Source organism: Phytohabitans aurantiacus (assembly GCF_027923225.1).
Classification (GTDB): Bacteria; Actinomycetota; Actinomycetes; order Mycobacteriales; family Micromonosporaceae; genus Phytohabitans; species Phytohabitans aurantiacus.
In genome coordinates, this window is record NZ_BSDI01000042.1 from 66,646 (window position 1) to 84,118 (window position 17,473).

The window sequence follows — 17,473 nt, forward strand, 5'->3', positions numbered from 1 at the left end:
CGGCGTTGCAATCCAGGTCGCCCGCCAACCACCTCACACCCGCGGGCGCGGACGTTTTCACCCGGGCTCGGACCGAGCTCTGCTTCACCGCGCTGGCCCAACCGCTCACCGGACGGACAGCCGCCGACCTCTACGATGTGGACGCCGGCGAGCGGGAGCGGCTGACCCGGCAGCGACGTCACATTCCGGTTCTATCCCGGTCCGACCACAGTGGCGCGATGGCCGCCGCCCTGCCCGAGCTGCTCACCTGGGCCGCCATCCGGGTCGGTATGGGATGAGACGACCAAGGTCGCGCGCCGGCGCCGGCCGCNATGAGACGACCACGGTCGCGCGCCGTCGCCGGCCGCTGGGCACCTGCCGCCGGTCCGGCGCGGCGCGTCGGCTCGCTGTCCCGACGGTCAGGATCGGACTTTGAGCTACCGCGATGCCCGTCGCGCTCCTTGCCCGTTGCTCCCGCGGCCTCACCCTCCGCGGCCAGTCGGTGACCGGTGGCGGCCTGGGCTGCCACCGGTCACCGGGTTCGAGGAGTCGTTAGCCCGTGAAGCCGAAGTCGATGGTGCTCTGGAACAGCGATCCGAGTGCGTTGTTGCCGACGTCGAAGCCGTCGGAGCCGCGGTGTGACCAGAATTGGGCGAAGGTGGCGGAGCGGTGGTTCTGGAATGTCGTCCAGATGTTGGAGATCCCTTCGCCGACGCGGTCGGTGCCTTCGTTGTTGGTGTCCGACAAGTCGATCAGCGCGCCGGCGACGCGGCCTTCGACGGTCGGGCCGTTGTCCCAGCCGGACGAGCCCCACGTCGGCGACTCGAGGTTGAGCGAGCTGCCGTTCGGCCAGCGGAAGAAGGGGTCGTTGAACACCATGGCCGGTACCCACTCGGCGAAACCCTCGGTCCAGGCGCACCCGGTCGAGCTCACCTTAATGATGTTGTGGGGGTTGCAGTTGGGCGCCGACGGGAAGTTGTCCTCGTAGACGTCGTCCATGATGGAGTGCGTCACCTCGTGGGAGACGGTGATGCCGGAGTCTGGGTCGACTGCGGCCAGGTGCACGTCGTTGCCGGCAAGGCTGTAGTAGGTGCCGTCGTTGGAGTCCGGCTGCCAGAGGATCACCACGGCTCGGCAGGGCCCCACCATGTCCCAGCAGGCCCCGGGGACGTTGTTCCAGGTGACCTGGGTGGCGGCGAAGGCGGCCGCGCCCCGCATGTGCGTCGGGTCGCCGGGCTGCAGCCAGCCAAAGTCGGCCGTGGTGTTGTCCAGGACCTCCCCATCCACGCCGCTGACGTAGTTGTAGATCCAGCCGTCGCGGGTCTGCACCCGCCAGTTGCCGTTGTCCGCGGTGAACCTTATGTAGACGTCCTGCCCGGCGCTGGTGCCGTCGGTGTTGTCGAAGCACAGGTTGTACTCGCCGCTGAAGCCGGTCAGCCCGCTCGCGAGCAGGTCGTCGCCGCCGCTGCTATCGCGGTCCCAGGCTTCCACCCGCCACGAGATCGCCGGTCGGCCGACCCCGTTCTTGTCGGTGTAGTTCCATGTGCCCGTGGCGCACGCGGTGCCGCCCGGAGACGCCGCGCCGAGCCTGCCGACCTGCGCGGCGGGCCTGAGTGTCGCGACGGCCGGCTGCTTGCGGTTGGTGCTCGTCACCAGCGGTTGCGGGGTGGCTCCCCGGTACGGCGTGGTCCCGGCGTTCTGGTTGACCGCGATGCCGAACCTGGACGCCGCGGGTGTCGCTCCGACCGTCAGGAACACGTGGTCGGTGGCGGTCTGCCGGGCCTGGGACGGATCCGCCGACGCCGTGACGCTGATCTCGGCCGGGCCGGCGGCGATCGCCTCTACCACGCCGCTGTACGTCGCGGTTTGGCCGTCGGTGAAGGACCGGGTGAGGTCCGCTACCTGAAGCTCGCCCCGACGGTGGGGCGCCCGCGACAGCCGGCTGCTCTGGCTCGTCCCGGCGGGCCGGGTCACCCAGCGCAGGTTGGGCGGGAGTTCGGCGCTGACCTTCACGCCGGCGCGGGTGACCGCCGCCGTCACCGTGAAGGTCAACGTCGCCCGCTCCTTGACGGCGAGCGCACGCGACATCTTCGCGTCGACGCTGAAGCAGCTGCGCGCCTCGTTGAGCGACGACTGGCTGCCGGACGGATTGAGCACGCACGCGTCGGCGGGCGTGCGGGCCTGGGCGGGGGCGCCGGATAGGCCGATGGCCGCGAGTGCGAGCACAGTGCTCGCGACCGTTGCCCGCGCGATGCGGACCTTCTTCGTCATATTGCTGACCTCCTGTGACGGGTGGCTCGCCGCAATCTGTCGTGGCTGCGGCAATGGCGACTGTCTATGAGCGACGCATTGATAACCTCCGACGCGGGACGTCGCTGGACAGCCGGCCGCGTCACGGCTGGTAGAGGACCGCAGCGGGGGCCGATGGACTGGACAGCACTGGACGGTGGGGGAGGCGTTCCGTGACCACAGATGTGCCGCGGTACCTGCTTCAACAGCTCTGTGCTGATCTGCGACTGCTGTGGAAGCAGGCGGGAGGCCCATCCCTGCGCACCCTGAGTGAGCAGGTAGGGCGGAGCAAGAGCCAGGTCGGCAACATCCTCAGTGGACAGGTCAGGCGGCCGCCGGAGTGGGAGGTCGTGCAGGGCCTCGTCGAGAGTTTTGTCGACTATGCGCGCGGTCGCGGTCGCTTGGGCCGGTTGTCGTTGGCCATCGGCGTCGAGGAGTATTGGCGGCCCAGGTACGCCATGGTCGAGCATGCCTTCGGGCATGCGTCGCGTGGCGGCCGCGCCGCCGCCTCGCCCCCGGTTCAGGCCTCGGATAGGGCCGCGCCTTCCGTCACGCCGCGCCAACTGCCGGCGCGGATACGCCATTTCGCCGGCCGTACGGTGGAACTCGCGGTTCTGACGGATCTGGTCAAGGCGACCGAGGAGACCGGCGCGGTCATCTCCGCGATCCACGGCACCGCTGGGGTCGGGAAGACCACGCTGGCGGTGTTCTGGGCGCACCAGGTCGCCGACCAGTTCCCGGACGGGCAGTTGTACGTCAACCTGCGCGGCTTCGACCCCGCTGGTACGCGGCTGGAGCCCGCCGCCGTGCTGCACGGCTTCCTTCTCGCGCTCGGCGTTCCCGCCGCGCAGATCCCGGCTGAGGCGGACGAGCGGACCGCCCTGTATCGCAGCCTGCTGGCCACCCGCCAGGTGCTGGTCCTGCTCGACAACGCCGCGGACGCCGCGCAGGTCCGCCCGTTGCTGCCCGGCTCACCTGGCTGCGCGGTGCTACTCACCAGCCGAAACCGGCTGACTGGCCTGGTTGCTGTCGACGGTGCCCACCCGGTCCAGCTAGCGGTGATGTCCACTGAGGAGGCCACCGAGATGCTCGCCGCGCGGCTCGGCCCCGACCAGGTCGCCGCGCACGCCGACGCGGTCGACCAGATCGTCGACCGCTGTGGCGGCCTGCCACTCGGCTTGGCCGTCGCCGCGGCGCGGGCGGTCGCCGACGAGGTGCCGCTGCCGAGGCTCGCCGCCGAGCTCACACGACCTCTCGACGCGCTCGCCGCCGGTGACGTGGCCGCCGACGTGCGTACCGTGCTGTCGTGGTCGTACCGGATGCTGCCGCAAGGCGCCGCCCGCATGTTCCGGCTGCTCGGCGTCCACCCTGGACCCGACATCGGGCTCGCCGCCGCGGCCAGCCTCGCCGCCGTCCCGGTCGCCGCCGCCGAAGCGATGTTGCGCGAGCTGACCCGCGCCAACCTGCTCGCCGAACACCGCCCCGACCGGTTCGCCTGCCACGACCTGCTCCGTGCCTACGCCGTCGAACTCGCCGACGGCACGTCGGGCGCCGACGGCGCGTTCGCCCGGGTCCTGGACCACTACACGCGCACCGCGCACAACGCCACGACCCTGCTCGACCCGCTACGCCACCCGGTCGAACCACCCCCGCCGGTCCCCAGCGCCCGACCGGAGCCGCTCGCCGACCTCACCGCGGCGCAGACCTGGTACACCGCCGAGTACCCGGTCCTCACCGCCACGATCGAGGCGGCGTGGGCACACGGCTTTACCGCGCACGCCTGCCACCTCGCCTGGACGGTCGGGTGGTTCCGGCGCCTGCGCGGTCACTGGCACGACTGGCTTGCCGGACTACTGACCGCATTGACCGCCGCCGGCCAGCTCGACGACCGCGAGTGGCTGGCCCGGATTCACCATGACCTGATCGGCGTGTACGCCCGGCTGGACCGGTACAACGACAGCCGCGACCACGCCCGCCAAGCCCTCGACCTGTACGGCGAGATGGGTGATCTCGCCGGCCAGGCCAGCTGCCACCGCAGCCTGTGCATGACCTTCGAACGCGAAGGACGGCCCCGCGACGCTCTGGAACACGCCACCCGCAGCCGCGACCTGCTACGCGGCACCAACGACCAGGCCAAACTGGCGTACGCGTACAACTCAGTGGGCTGGTACCACGCCCTGCTCGGCGAGTTCGACGCGGCACTGACCGACTGCCAGGAGGCGATCAGGCTGCTGCGCCTCACCGGCGATCGGCACCGCGAGGCCAGCACCTGGGACAGCCTCGGCTACGTCTATCACCACCTGGGCCAGCACGACCAGGCACTGGACAGCTACCGGCTCGCCCTGGAGTTGTTACGCGAGTTCGGCGACCAGTTCTTCGAGGCGGACACGCTGGACCACCTCGGCGACACCCACCAAGCAATGGGCGACACCGACGCCGCACACCAGGCGTGGCAGGCGGCAGTGACCATACTCGACGAACTGGAACACCCCCGGGCAGCCGAAATCCGCGCCAAGGCCGTGCTCCAGCGTCGCCCCACGGCGGAATGAGACCGTCGTTGACGAGCCCGCGCCGTTGGCGGGCGGTGGGACACGTTCAACAGCAAGACCGAGCCCTGAGCTACCGCGACGGTAGCTCAAAACCCGATCCTGACCCTAAATGTCACTGCCCTCGCCTAGCGGCCCGCCGAACTGGGGTCTGAGCAGCGGATTCATGCGGTTTGAAATTGCTGTGCAAGGCCGGTGCGGCATGCTGATCGCGGCCAGCCGGCGGGTGGGTTCGGTTGGTGCGGTCTCTCTGTTCCGTGGCTGAGGTGGCCTGGTGGGGGCTCTGGCGCGATCCGGCTGCGGCGCGCGATATTTGACGACCTTGGGGGGAAACTTCATATGCGTTTCGTGGTGAGACGACGCCACGCCGCGGTTCTGGTGGCCGGTCTGGTAGCGACGCTGTTGCCGGCCGGAACGCCCGCTTACGGCGTTGCCAATGGGGAACCGGTCGCCGCGGGCACGTATGGCTTCGTGGCTCATTTGCGTATCGGTGACGTGCGAGCGTGCTCGGGTGCCCTCGTCGACACCGAATCGATCTCGGACCAGCTGGGGGCGTTTGCCGCGGTTCCGAGCGGGCCGCGGTGGGTGCTCACCGCGGCGTCGTGCTTCGCGCGTGATGGTCAGCCGACCCGGTCGGGTCCGCCTCCTTGGCCAACGACGGTCACCGTCGGGCGTGCCAATCTCCTGGCGGAGGATGCCGGCGTGGTGCTGCAGGCCACCGATGTCATCTCGCACCCGGATCGCGATGTGGCGCTGGTGCGCCTGGCAAGCCCGGTCGCGGGTGTCACCGCCGCGTCGCTGGCTTCCCATACCCTGCCGGCCGGCACGGACGTCCGGGTCGCCGGATACGGCCGGACCGAGACGGAGTGGGTCTCGGACCGGCTGGACAGCGGCGTCTTCACCGTTCAGGCCGCCGACGAACAGAGTTATGGACTCACCGGGGCGGGCACACCGCTCGTCAGCGCATGCAAGGGTGACGCGGGAGCGCCGATGTTCCGCGGCGATGCGGGGACATCGGCCGTCCTTTATGGACTGATCAGTACGTCTTTCCAGGCCGGATGCCTCGCCGCGACCGAGACGCGTAACGGCGCGACCGCGGCGGGACTGCAGGGCCTCGGCGGATGGATCGGCGCCAACGCGGCCGATCAGCCGACCGCTCTGGTGCGCCTGGAGCAGGGTGAGCTCACCGGTGACGCGTACACCGATCTGCTGGGTGTGGACGCCAATGGTTACCTGTGGCTCTACCCGGGACTCGCGACGCCCGCGCGGTTCGGTCCTCGGCTGCGGGTCGGTAGCGGCTGGACGGCCATGGTGCACATGACCGTGGGTGAGTTCACCGGCGACAACTACGCGGACGTGGTGGGTGGCGACCGCGACGGCAAGCTGTTTGTCTACCCCGGCCGGGGGACGGCTGGATTCGGCAGCCGGATCCAGATCGGTAACAGCGGGTGGACGGCGATGGTCGACCTCGACACCGGTGAGTTCAATGAGGACGCCTACGACGACATCCTGGCGATCGACTCCGCTGGGAAGCTGTGGGTGTATCCGGGCCGCAGTGACGGAAAGCTGGACCCCCGTGTCGAGATCGGCGCCTGGGGCTGGGCGGCGCTGGTGCACGTCACGGCCGGTGAGTTCAATGAGGACGGTCGCGAGGACGTGCTGGCGATTGATTCCGCGGGCAAGTTGTGGATGTATCCCGGCCTCGGCACTCCCGGCCTCGGCAGCCGCATCCCTATCGGCAACAGCGGGTGGGCCACGATGCGCACGTTCACCGTCGGCGAGTTCAACCGCGATGCGTACAACGACGTGCTGGTCTTCGACAAGGACGGCAAGCTGTGGCTCTACCCCGGCACCAACACACCGAATCTCGCACCGCGCATGGAGATCCGATGACGACGCGAGCGGGCATGAGGAGTAGCGGAATGAGTGTCTACTCACGACTGAAGACCGGGCTCCTGGCCACGGCGACGGCGGCTGCCGTGCTCGGTGTCTCACTGGGTGTGGGTGGTGCCTTCGCCGCGGACCCCGGCGAGCGGGAGACCCAGGACGTGGTGGGCGCTCAGGAAGTGCTCGGTACTTCGGCGGTGGAGGACTACGGCTATCCCAACGCCGAGCAGATCATGGCGGAGCAGAACGTCAAGCTCATCTCCGGTGATGGGCACATCCTGCTGACCGACTGCGCCACACCGACCCAGGGCGACGTCGGCCTGCTGAAGGTGTGGACCACCGACGACCAGATCGGGGCCGACGGTGTCGGGCGGATCTGCTTCCAGGTGCGGGCGCCGTACGGATTCCTCAACCTCGAGGTTCCCGGCGTCTACGAGATCCGCGGCGACGGCCTGAGCACGGGCGCCGGCCACGAGGTGACGGCGGACCTTCGCGATGACGACGGTAAGCAGTTCAAGGTCGACGTGGATCCCGACGGCAGTACGCAGGTGGGTATGGGCGCCGACCCGGACGCCCCGCCCACGATGTTGCTGCGCCTGACCGTGACGGGCTGAACGGGGGATAGGGCGCATGAGTTCACCTCTGGATGTTGCCTACCGGCCGCCTCGACAGGCCGCTGGCGGGCGTCGAATCCTGGTCGCGGCGTTCACCGTGCTGGCGTTGCTCGCCGGCCTGTTGCACGCCACACCGGCGCGGGCCGAGGCGGACCCGGTCCCCGTGGACCGGTCCAGGGTGGTCACGACGTGGCAGTCGGGCGGCGCCCAGGTGCGGGCCGCCGCCGAGGCCGCGCTGCTGGGCTCCGACGATCAAGTGCGGCAGTTCCTGGAAGTGGGATGGCAGCAGGCACAACAACTGGACGAGCGGGACGCGGTCGTCGCCGCGATTGCCGAGGGCGGGCCGTCGCTCCGGGCGGCGGCGCGGCGGGCGTTGGACGCGGCCGATGCCGGGGACGCGAGCGCGATCGACACGTTCCTGCACACCGGCTGGCACGAGCCGTCGGACGTCGACACGCGGGTGTCCGTGAATCAGTTGATGGCCACCGGTGGGCCGCAGGTCCGAGAGGCCGGTCAGCGGGCGCTGGACTCCGAGGACGCGGCGGTGCTGCGGCGGTTCCTCGACTCCGGCTGGCAGACGCAGTGGCAGACCGACCAGCGGTTGCGGGTCAACCAGGCGATGGCCACCGGCGGGCCGCGGGTGCGGGAGGCCGGGCAGAAGGCGCTCGACGCCGGCACCCCGGAGGCGCTGGAGCAGTTCCTGGAGTACGGCTGGGCCGTCGCCGCCGCACAGGACGAGGAGACCACGACGCTGACCGGCCTGCTGGCGCAGGCGCAGGCCGCCGGGGAGGTGGCCGCCGAGGAGACCCGTAACGCCACGAGCGAGGCGGATCGCGCGAGTGCGGCCGCGGAGGCGGCGCGCAAGGCGGCCGAGAAGGCCGCTGCGGCGACGGAGGCGGCGCGGGACAACACCGCGCAGGCGGCGGCGCACGCCAAGCGGGCAGCCAACGCGGCGAACAAGGCGGCGGAGGCGGCCAAGGTCGCCATACAGGCCGCCGCGGCGGCAAGCCGGGCCGCACGGGCGGCCTCGACGGCGGCGGCGCGTGCGGCGTCGGCGGCGGCAGCGGCGGACCGGGCCGCGGCGAGGGCGTACCGGATGGCCGCGCACGCGGCCACGGACGCGTCGAACGCGTCGGCCGCGCGACAGGCGGCGCGGGAGGCGAACGCCATCGCCGCGGAGGCGGAGAACTTCGCGGACAGGGCCGAGCAAGCCGGGGAGGCGATCAAGGCCGGCAAGCAGGCGGTCACGGCGGCCATCTCCGCGGCTCACCACGCCCAGGCGGCGGCGATGGCCAACGACATAGCGGTCGGGCACGCGAACAGCGCGGGCGCGGACGCGGCCGAAGCGGTGGCCGCGGCACAGCGGGCGCGAGCCAACGCCGACCGGGCGGTCCGGGCGGCGCGGGCGGCCGAGAAGTACCTGGGCGTGGCCATCGACGCGGCGTTCGCCGCGCGGGACGCGGCCCGGCGGGCGGCGGCGAACGCGAAGGCCGCGGCGCTTGCGGCGATCGAAGCGGCCGAGCACGCCGGGGAGGCGGCGGAGGCGGCGCAGCGGTCGGCCGAGCACGCCAGATTGGCCACCGCGGCGGCCAATTCCGCGGTCGACGCGGCTGCGAAGGCCATGGACGTGTTCGTGGCGGCCCGCGAGGCCGACGCCGAACGGCTGGCGGTGGCCAAGGACGAGCAGTTGGAGGTCGTCCGGGCCGCGAACACCGAGTACGAGGCGCAGCAGCGCCGCGCCGACTGGGACACCGAGCAGGCCGCCCAGCGGGACGCGGAGACCAACCGGCTGCTCGCCCTGGCGCAGAACCCGGCCACCCCGATGGCAGACGCGGTGGCGGCCGGCCGGCGGGTGGCGCTGGCCCTGGCCGCCGCTCAGGGCGTGTGGACGCGGGAGGCCGGTCTGGCGGCCCTGGCCGGCACCGACGAGCAGGTGCTGGAGTACGCGCGCACCGGCGTGGCCAAGGCTGCCGCGCGGGACGACCGACAGGCCGTGATGAACCTGGCCGTCGACGCCAACACCGCGCTGGCGGGGGCGGCGCGGACGGCGTTGGCCGGCGACGACGCGGCGGTGCGGCAGTTCCTGCGTACCCAGAACTACCCCGGCCGGTACCGCGACGACCGGCTCAAGGTCAACCAAATCCTCGCCGCGGCGCGGGACGCCGGTGACGTCGTGCTGGCGCGGGCGGCGCAGCAGGCACTGGACGCCGAGACGCTGCAGGCCCTACGTGACTTCCTGGACACCGGCCGGTACACCGCCGGGGCGGTGGGAGAGCGGGTGCTGGTCAACCAGATCCTGGCCGACCCGGACAGCGGCCCGGAGGTCAAGGCCGCCGCCCAGATCGCGCTGGACGGGCCGCCACCAGGACTGCGTGAGTTCCTCACCACCGGCCGGTACGCCGCGACGGAACGGGACCACACCAGCGCGATTCACCTCGCGGTGGTTGGCGGCCTGCTCGACAAGATCAACGAGGTTGCCCAGACCGCGGTGGAGAACGCGCTGGAGGCCCACGCAGTGGCGGCGCGGGCGATCGGCGACGCCGACAAGGCCGCCTCCTACGCCGCTCAGGCTACCGACTCCGCGCAGAAGGCCGCCGATTACGCCGACAGGGCGCGGCAGCACGCGGCCAACGCGGCGCAGTCGGTGGAGAAGGCCGCGGCCGCGGTCAAGACCGCCAAGCAGGCCGCTACCCGCGCCGACGCATCGGCGCGAAGCGCGATCCGTTCCGCCACCTGGGCGATCTCCTCGTACGAGAACGCCGCGGCGTCCGCCTCCGAGGCGCAAGCCGCTGCCGAACGCGCCCGCAAGGCCGCGCTCAGCGCTGGTAAGAGCGCGATGGTCGCGGCCGCCGCCGCGCAGCAGGCCTACGAGGAATACGCCTACGCCGAGGCCGTCGCGAGCATGGACTGCCTCAACACGTTCCAGTCCGTCCCCGCCCAGGACTGGGAACAGCTCCTGGCCCCGCCCGGCACCGACTACACGGAGAACTGCGTCCGCCTCGTCACCGGTGACCCGGAAGAGCTGGCCACGCGCGCCTACATCAACGCCGGTTACTGCGAGATGTACCCGAAGGACAGCCAGAACTACGACAACTGCGTCCAGTCCACTCTGCATCCCGCCTTCGCCGGTCTCCCAGGGCTGGTCGCCATCGGCCAGGTGATCGAAGGCATGACCGCCGCGATGATCCCGATCGGCATCGCGGCTGGCGTCACCTGCGTGGCCACCATCGTCTGTGGCGCGGCCCTCGGCACCATCCTGGGCATCGGCGAGGTCGGTCTCAACATCTTCAAACTCATCAACGGCGACCAGACCCTCGCCCAGACCTTGCTCAACCTCGGCCGGATCGCACTGGAAACACTGGTGTTCGCCGGTATCGGAAAGCTGGTAACCGCCGGCTTCCGCAGCGTCAGGGCGCTGTACGTCGCCTCCCAGAACGCCAAGAAGCTCCAGGCGGACCTACAGGTCGTCAACCTCGAACGGTTGATACAGGTCGGTTTCGTCAGCTGCCTGCGGCACAGCTTCGACGCACGGACAGTGCACGTACAGAACAACAACACCGACTGTCCGTTGGTACTCGGCATCAGGCGGCACATCGAGGGTCTGGCGCAGAGCATCGGTGGCCGCACGCTCCTCGATCCGAGGCTGGCAGAGGTCACCGGGTACCAGAACGGCGTTCCCATGACACGCTGGATGTCCGAGGTCAACAACACGTTGGGCAGCAACAGCAAGATCGCCGTGGCGCTGGACGGCTTCGACGGAATGAACGTGGGGACGGTGGAGGAGGCGAAGCAGGCGTATCTCGCCGCGTACCGTATGGGCGCCGCTGCCAATGTCGGTGGCGAGTGGGCCGCGACACCATGGGAGATGTACCGGATCGGGTTCTATTCTCGAATGGCACACATCGACCAGGACTTCTATCACCTCGATTGGGAAAATGTCACCTGGTACTATCGCGGGATCAAGATCGATCTGCCAGAGCCTATCTGGGACGCGGACCCGGCCAAGGTGAGGTTTCCCTGACGTGGACAGCGGCGAATTCCGGTCGGCACGGCACTTCCAGGTCTGGGCGTACTCGGTCAGCAAATGCCGGCTGCTCCTGCGCAGCACCAAGGATCCCGGCATCGCTACGCGCGTCGACGTCTACTTCGGCGGCGTAGGCCGGATGCTGCTCAAGCCGGACTACGACGGCCTGCACGTGGCCGAGGCAAGTGCCGCGGACCTTCGGGTGTACCGGGACAGGTACGGGGAGATCGGACCGGGATACACACTGTTCATCCTGGAACCGGACCTGCGCAGCTTCGTCGTGGCCGGCGTCGTGCAGTGGCACGAGGACACCGGCGGGTTCCAGGATCCATCAGCCTTCGGCCCCTTCACCGGCCCCTAGCTCGTCACGCCCTGGGTGCAACGCGGGTGATCACATTGTCGAGACCTGCTCCGATTGGGCCGCCAGTTCGGCGCGGGGCAGGGTGACGGTGACGGTCAGGCCGCCGCCGTCGCGGGGCTCGGCGTGCACGTCGCCACCGTGGGCGCGGGCGATGGATCGTACGATCGACAGTCCCAGGCCCGCGCCGGGCGAGGTGGCCAGTCGGTCGGTGCTGAGGCGGCGGAAGGGTTCGAAGAGGTTCGGGATCTCGTACCGGGGTACGACCGGCCCGGTGTTGGTCACCTGTAGCACCACGATGCCGTGTGGTCGTGTGTCGCTGGTGACGCCGACCCAGCCGTCCTGGGGGATGTTGTACCGGAGCGCGTTTTCCACCAGGTTCTGCACGAGGCGTTCGAGTAGGACGGGGTTGCCGGTGGTGGGGGCTTCCGCGGGCTTGGTGAGGAGGGTGATTGTGCTGTGCGGCGTTTGTACCGCCACGTGCTCGATGATGTCCGCGAGGTCTACATAGGAGTGTTCGAGCACGTCGTGTTCGGAGCGGGCCAGCAGGAGCAGCCCGTCGATGAGTCGTTCGTGGCGCGTGTTGATTCCCAGGAGGGTTTCGCCAAGTTGGCGCATCTCTGGCGACGCTGCGGTGCGGTCCAGCGTGACTTCCAGTAGCGCCCGGTTGAGGGTTAGCGGGGTCCGCAGCTCGTGTGAGGCGTTGGCGATGAACGTGCGTTGGCCGTCGAAGGAGTGGTCGAGGCGTTCCAGCATGACGTCGAAGGTGTCCGCCAACTGTTTGATCTCGTCGTGCGGGCCGTCCAGCGCGATACGTTCGTGTAAGCCGCGGTCGGCCGCGGGGGTGTCGGCGATCCGCCGGGCGGTTTCGGTGATCCGGTGCAGCGGCTGGAGTACCCGGCCGGCGATCAGCCAGCCCAAGACGGTCGCGACAGCGCTGATCGCGGCCAGCGCGATGCCGCCCTGGGTGAGTAGCGTGTCGAGTGCGCCGTCACGGACCTGGCCCACGAACGCGTCGGACAGTTGTGGAGCGGTGTCGCCGCCTGGCTGCAGCGGGGGGACGGTTGGTTGGCCGGTGCCCGGGCTCTCGCGGACGGGTCCGGTGATGGTGGTTGCGGCGTCGCCGGGTAGCTTTTGGGAGACGAGCGCATAGGTCACGCTGAGTAGCAGTACCCCAGCGAGTAGGAAGAGCCCGCCGTAGACGATGGTCAACCGGGCGCGCAGGGTGAGCTTGGAAAGCTTGAGGCGGCTCACGGGATCCGGTACCCCCCAGCCGGGTCGGTCAGCACCACGGGTGGGTCGCCGAGCTTGCGCCTCAGTTTGAGGATCGTCATTCGCACGGTGTGGGTGAACGGGTCGGTGTGTTCGTCCCACGCCTTCTCCAACAGTTGCTCCGTGGAGACCGCCGCGCCGTCCGCACGTAGCAGCTCGGCCAGGACCGCGAACTCCTTGCGGGACAGGGGAACGTATCGGCTGTCCCGGTAGACCTCGCGGCGGTGTGGATCGAGCCGGATCCCGGCGCGGTGCAGGACCGGTGGTGTGGCTGGGCGAGCCCGCCGGCCGAGAGCCGCCACCCGCGCGCCCAGTTCCCGGAACGCGAACGGTTTGGGTAGGTAGTCATCGGCGCCGAGGGTCAGTCCGTCGACCCGGTCGTCGATGTTCGACGCGGCGGTGAGCATGAGGATCCGTGCCGTCGAGTCGCTGCCGGTGATCTGGCGGCACACCTGGTCTCCGTGCACCACGGGCAGGTCACGATCGAGGATCACCACGTCGTAGTCGTTGACAGCGATCCGCTCGAGCGCGGAGCCCCCGTCGTAGACCACGTCGACCGCGTGCGCGTCGCCGCGTAGCCACCGGGCCACCACGTCGGCCAGGAGATGTTCGTCCTCGACCACCAAAATCCGCATGCCCCCATGGTGTTCGCGGCGGCGTCACCTGGCGGTCAACGTTTTCGCTGACCGCCAGGTGACGCCTCGCCGGCTCTAATTCCACCTGTGGTGCCGGCGACCGACCGGCCGCCGAGGAAGGAAACGGCATGCGTATCAGGATGGGATTGGCGCTTGGCCTGTTGCTGGTGCTGGGTGTGGCCGGCTGCGGCGGCAGCGATGGCGACGACGGGATCGCCAGCGCTGGCGGTACACCCAGCGCGTCCGCCAGCGCTGGCGGCGCCGGCGGCCCGGACACGGCCGCGGAGGACGGGCTGAAGTTCGCGCGGTGCATGCGGGAGAACGGCATTCCGAACTTCCCGGACCCGAAGCCCAATGACGGCGGAGGGTTCGACATCAGCCTGCCTGATGGCGTGGACAAGGCGAAGGTCGACGCGGCGCAGGAAAAGTGCAAGCAGTACATGCCCAACGGTGGCGAGCCGCAGAAGATGCCGCAAGAGCGGCTCGAGCAGCTGCGCAAGTATTCCAAGTGCATGCGGGACAACGGCGTGACGGACTTCCCGGACCCGACCGACCAGGGTTTGCAGATTGACGGCAACAAGGTAAATCCGAACGACCCGAAGGTCAAGGCCGCCCGGAATGCCTGTGACAAGTACCAGCCGGCTCCGCCCAAGGGTGAATCGGCCGGCCCCGGGCTGCAGAACGGCGGTGGCGAATGACTTCCGACGTGGACCCGGCCGTGCCAGAGCCGGTGTCGGGTGCGGGGCGACGCCGCCGTGGCCGTCGGGCTGGCCGAGTGGCGGTCGTCGTGGCGGCGGTTGCCGTCGCGGGCACCGCGGCTGTGGCGGCCACCGGGTTCGGCTACGACGCCGTCCTGGGCGGGAACGAGCAGAACGGTGAGACCGGTGGCGGCCTGCCGCCGCAGACCGCTCAGGTCTCGCGGCAGACGCTGGTGGACTCGCAGACGGAGAGTGGCGAGTTGGGGTACGGCAATTCGACGACGGTGTCGGGCAGGGTTGGCGGGACGCTGACCGGGTTGCCAAGCACCGGGTCCACGATCAAGCGTGGGCAGGCCTTGTACCGGCTCGACAACACGCCGGTGCTGTTGCTGTACGGCTCGTTGCCGGCGTACCGGGCGTTGTCGCCGGGCGTGGAAGGCGCCGACGTCAAGCAGTTCGAGGAGAACCTGCGTGCGTTGGGATATGACGGGTTCACCGTGGACGACGCGTACAGCGTCAGCACAGCCAGCGCAGTCAGGAAATGGCAGGAGGATCTTGGCCTGCCGCAGACCGGGACGGTGGAGCTGGGCCGGATCGCCTACGCGGCCGGGGCGGTGCGGGTGGACACGCACGAGGCGGCGCTGGGTGACGCGGTCCAGCCGGGTACGGCGGTGCTCTCCTACACCGGTTCGGCCCGAGTGGTCACCGTCGAGCTCGACGTGGCCGACCAGCGGCTGGCCAAGAAGGGGACGGCGGTGAGCCTCACGCTGCCGGACGGCAAGACGACGGCCGGCAAGATCACCAAAGTCGAGACCGTGATCGACACCGGTAGCGGTTCGCAGGGCGGCGGCCAGGAGGATCCGAAGACGAAGATCAAGGTCACGGTCACGGTCACCGACGCCAAGGCGCTCGCCGGCTTGGATCAGGCGGCGGTGGACGTCGCCTTCACCGCCTCGCAGCGGGAGAACGTGCTGACCGTGCCGGTGGCCGCGCTGCTCGCCCTCGCCGAGGGCGGCTACGGCGTGCAGGTGGTCGACGGCGCGAGCACCCGGATCGTGGCGGTGCAGACCGGGATGTTCGCCAGCGGCCGGGTCGAGGTGACCGGCGACGGGCTGGCCGAGGGCATGAAGGTGGGGATACCGGCATGAGCGTCACGGAAAGCGTGCGCACCGATCCCGCAGGCCCGGTAGCCACCGGTGGCGAGGCGGTGGTCGAGCTGGACTCGGTGACCAAGGCGTACCCCGGCGGGGTGGTCGCGCTGGACGAGGTCAGCCTGTCGATCGGGTACGGCGAGATGGTGGCCATCGTGGGCCCGTCCGGATCGGGCAAGTCCACCATGCTGCACCTGATCGGCACCCTCGACCGGCCCTCCGCCGGCACGGTCCGCGTCGACGGACACGACGTCGCGATGCTGTCGGACCGCCAGCTGTCCGCGTTGCGGGCACGGCGGATCGGTTTCGTGTTCCAGCAGTTCCATCTCGCGCCCGGACTGCCAGCCTTGGACAACGTCGCGGACGGGCTGCTGTATGCCGGCGTCCCCCTCAAGCAGCGCAGGCGCCGCGCGGAGGCCGCGCTGATCCGCGTCGGCCTTGGCGACCGGCTCGACCACCGCCCGCACGAGCTGTCCGGCGGCGAACGTCAGCGGGTGGCCATTGCCCGCGCGGTCGCCGGTGACCCGGCGCTGCTGCTGGCGGATGAGCCGACCGGCAACCTCGACAGCGTCTCCGGGGCGGGTGTGATGGATCTGTTGCACGAGCTACACGCCGCCGGCACCACGGTGCTGGTCATCACCCACGACCGGGAGGTCGCGGCCAGCCTGCCGCGGCAGGTGGCCATGCGCGACGGGCAGGTGGCCTCGTGACCACGCTGCTGTCGCCGGCACGGCTGGGTCCGCGCGACGTGGCGCGGGTCGGCGGCGCCGGCCTTCGTACCCGGCCGCTACGGGTGTTCCTGTCTGCCTTGGGTATCGCGATCGGCATCGCCGCGATGACCGCGGTGGTGGGCATCTCCTCCTCCAGTCGAGCCGACCTGGACCGTACGCTCGCCGCGCTCGGCACCAACCTGCTCACCGTCGCGCCCGGGGACACCATGCTCGGCGGGACTGCCACCCTGCCGATCGAGTCGGTATCGATGATCTCCCGGATCGGGCCGGTCAACCAGGTCGCCGCGATCGGCAAGGTTCCGGACACCAACGTCTACCGCACCGACAAGATCCCGGCCGCGGAATCCGGCGGTATCACGGTCCAAGCCGCGCACCTCGACCTGCCGGACACGGTCGGCGTCACGCTGGCCGCTGGCATCTGGCTCAACGCGGCCACCGAGAGGTACCCGGCCGTCGTGCTCGGCTCCGCGACCGCCCGCCGGCTGGGCATCGCCGGGCCCGGTGAAGACATCCAGGTCTACCTGGGCAGGCGATGGTTCACCGTCGTCGGCATCCTCGACCCGGTGCCCCTCGCCCCGGAACTGGACTCCGCGGCGCTGGTCGGATGGGGTGCCGCACAGACCTACCTCGACTTCGACGGCCACCCCACCACCGTCTACACCCGCTCCGACGACAACGCCGTCGAGGCCGTCCGCGGTGTGCTGGCCGCCACCGCCAACCCGCACGCACCCAGCGAGGTGAAGGTGTCCCGCCCCTCCGACGCCCTCGCCGCCCGCCAAGCCACCAGCCGCGCCTTCACGGGCCTGCTGCTCGGCCTGGGCGCCGTGGCCCTGCTCGTCGGCGGCGTCGGCGTCGCCAACACCATGGTCATCTCGGTCCTCGAACGCCGACCCGAGATCGGGCTGCGCCGCTCCCTCGGCGCCACCCGCGGCCAGATCCGCCTGCAGTTCCTCGCCGAATCACTCTTGCTGTCCGCACTCGGCGGCGTCGGCGGCGTCGTCCTCGGCATCGCCGTGACCACCATCTACGCCGCCACCCAGTCGATGCCCGCCATCGTCCCCGTCTGGGCCATGGCCGGCGGCGTGGGCGCCACGCTGGTCATCGGTGCGATCGCGGGCCTCTACCCGGCCATCCGCGCCGCCCGCCTCGCCCCGACCGAAGCCCTCGCCACACCCTGACGCCACACCCTGACGCCGCAGCACCGCAGCGGGGAGGGTCGAGCATCCTCGACCCTCCCCGCCACCGTCGCGTGTCAGGATGGCGTGGGTAGTGCGGGTAGTACGCCGAGT

At 70.3% G+C, this 17,473-nt stretch carries 13 protein-coding genes; 10 read left to right on the forward strand and 3 right to left on the reverse strand.

The features are described 5' to 3' along the window. Positions 1-5 precede the first annotated feature (5 nt). A complete protein-coding gene (locus QMG73_RS32755; protein ID WP_281902193.1) occupies positions 6-278 on the forward strand; it encodes a hypothetical protein in 273 nt (90 codons plus the stop codon). 253 nt (positions 279-531) lie between these two features. On the opposite strand, the gene QMG73_RS32760 is transcribed toward QMG73_RS32755, so the two are convergent. After that, entirely contained in the window at positions 532-2,250 is a 1,719-nt protein-coding gene (locus QMG73_RS32760) for a transthyretin-like family protein (protein ID WP_281902194.1), read from the reverse strand. A gap of 191 nt (positions 2,251-2,441) precedes the next feature. On the opposite strand from QMG73_RS32760, the gene QMG73_RS32765 reads away from it, so the two are divergent. The 5 genes from QMG73_RS32765 (at position 2,442) to QMG73_RS32785 (ending at position 11,700) form a co-directional block, all read left to right on the forward strand. Then, entirely contained in the window at positions 2,442-4,817 is a 2,376-nt protein-coding gene (locus QMG73_RS32765) for an ATP-binding protein (RefSeq protein ID WP_281902195.1), read from the forward strand. Positions 4,818-5,153: 336 nt separating this feature from the next. After that, a complete protein-coding gene (locus tag QMG73_RS32770) occupies positions 5,154-6,707 on the forward strand; it encodes a trypsin-like serine protease (protein ID WP_281902197.1) in 1,554 nt (517 codons plus the stop codon). Between the two features lie 29 nt (positions 6,708-6,736). Then, positions 6,737-7,315, forward strand: coding sequence for a hypothetical protein (locus QMG73_RS32775; protein WP_281902198.1), 579 nt, complete (start codon positions 6,737-6,739; stop codon positions 7,313-7,315). A 16-nt stretch (positions 7,316-7,331) separates the two neighbouring features. Beyond that, entirely contained in the window at positions 7,332-11,336 is a 4,005-nt protein-coding gene (locus tag QMG73_RS32780; protein ID WP_281902200.1) for an ALF repeat-containing protein, read from the forward strand. Position 11,337: 1 nt separating this feature from the next. After that, positions 11,338-11,700, forward strand: coding sequence for a hypothetical protein (locus QMG73_RS32785; protein WP_281902202.1), 363 nt, complete (start codon positions 11,338-11,340; stop codon positions 11,698-11,700). A 30-nt stretch (positions 11,701-11,730) separates the two neighbouring features. Here the strand turns inward: QMG73_RS32785 and QMG73_RS32790 are convergent, their stop codons facing one another. Continuing rightward, positions 11,731-12,951, reverse strand: a complete 1,221-nt coding sequence (locus QMG73_RS32790) for a sensor histidine kinase (protein ID WP_281902203.1) — start codon at positions 12,949-12,951, stop codon at positions 11,731-11,733. Continuing rightward, on the reverse strand, positions 12,948-13,604 hold the full coding sequence (locus QMG73_RS32795; protein WP_281902205.1) for a response regulator transcription factor: 657 nt from the start codon (positions 13,602-13,604) through the stop codon (positions 12,948-12,950). The genes QMG73_RS32790 and QMG73_RS32795 overlap by 4 nt, the downstream gene beginning before the upstream one ends. 128 nt (positions 13,605-13,732) lie before the next feature. On the opposite strand from QMG73_RS32795, the gene QMG73_RS32800 reads away from it, so the two are divergent. The 4 genes from QMG73_RS32800 (at position 13,733) to QMG73_RS32815 (ending at position 17,362) form a co-directional block, all read left to right on the forward strand. Further along, on the forward strand, positions 13,733-14,302 hold the full coding sequence (locus QMG73_RS32800; RefSeq protein WP_281902207.1) for a hypothetical protein: 570 nt from the start codon (positions 13,733-13,735) through the stop codon (positions 14,300-14,302). Positions 14,303-14,391: 89 nt separating this feature from the next. Continuing rightward, positions 14,392-15,450, forward strand: a complete 1,059-nt coding sequence (locus QMG73_RS32805) for an efflux RND transporter periplasmic adaptor subunit (RefSeq protein WP_407676890.1) — start codon at positions 14,392-14,394, stop codon at positions 15,448-15,450. Positions 15,451-15,509: 59 nt separating this feature from the next. After that, positions 15,510-16,163 (forward strand): ABC transporter ATP-binding protein, encoded by a 654-nt coding sequence (locus QMG73_RS32810; RefSeq protein ID WP_281902272.1) that lies wholly within the window; start codon positions 15,510-15,512, stop codon positions 16,161-16,163. Positions 16,164-16,168: 5 nt separating this feature from the next. After that, complete coding sequence (locus QMG73_RS32815) at positions 16,169-17,362, forward strand: ABC transporter permease (RefSeq protein WP_281902274.1); 1,194 nt, start codon at positions 16,169-16,171, stop codon at positions 17,360-17,362. The last annotated feature ends 111 nt before the right edge of the window (positions 17,363-17,473 follow it).

Excerpts from the sequence above, each read along its gene's own strand:
- QMG73_RS32760 (WP_281902194.1), bottom strand. The coding sequence starts at position 2,250 with ATGACGAAGAAGGTCCGCATCGCGCGGGCAACGGTCGCGAGCACTGTG.
- QMG73_RS32770 (WP_281902197.1), top strand. The coding sequence starts at position 5,154 with ATGCGTTTCGTGGTGAGACGACGCCACGCCGCGGTTCTGGTGGCCGGT.
- QMG73_RS32775 (WP_281902198.1), top strand. The coding sequence starts at position 6,737 with ATGAGTGTCTACTCACGACTGAAGACCGGGCTCCTGGCCACGGCGACG.
- QMG73_RS32780 (WP_281902200.1), top strand. The coding sequence starts at position 7,332 with ATGAGTTCACCTCTGGATGTTGCCTACCGGCCGCCTCGACAGGCCGCT.
- QMG73_RS32795 (WP_281902205.1), bottom strand. The coding sequence starts at position 13,604 with ATGCGGATTTTGGTGGTCGAGGACGAACATCTCCTGGCCGACGTGGTG.
- QMG73_RS32800 (WP_281902207.1), top strand. The coding sequence starts at position 13,733 with ATGCGTATCAGGATGGGATTGGCGCTTGGCCTGTTGCTGGTGCTGGGT.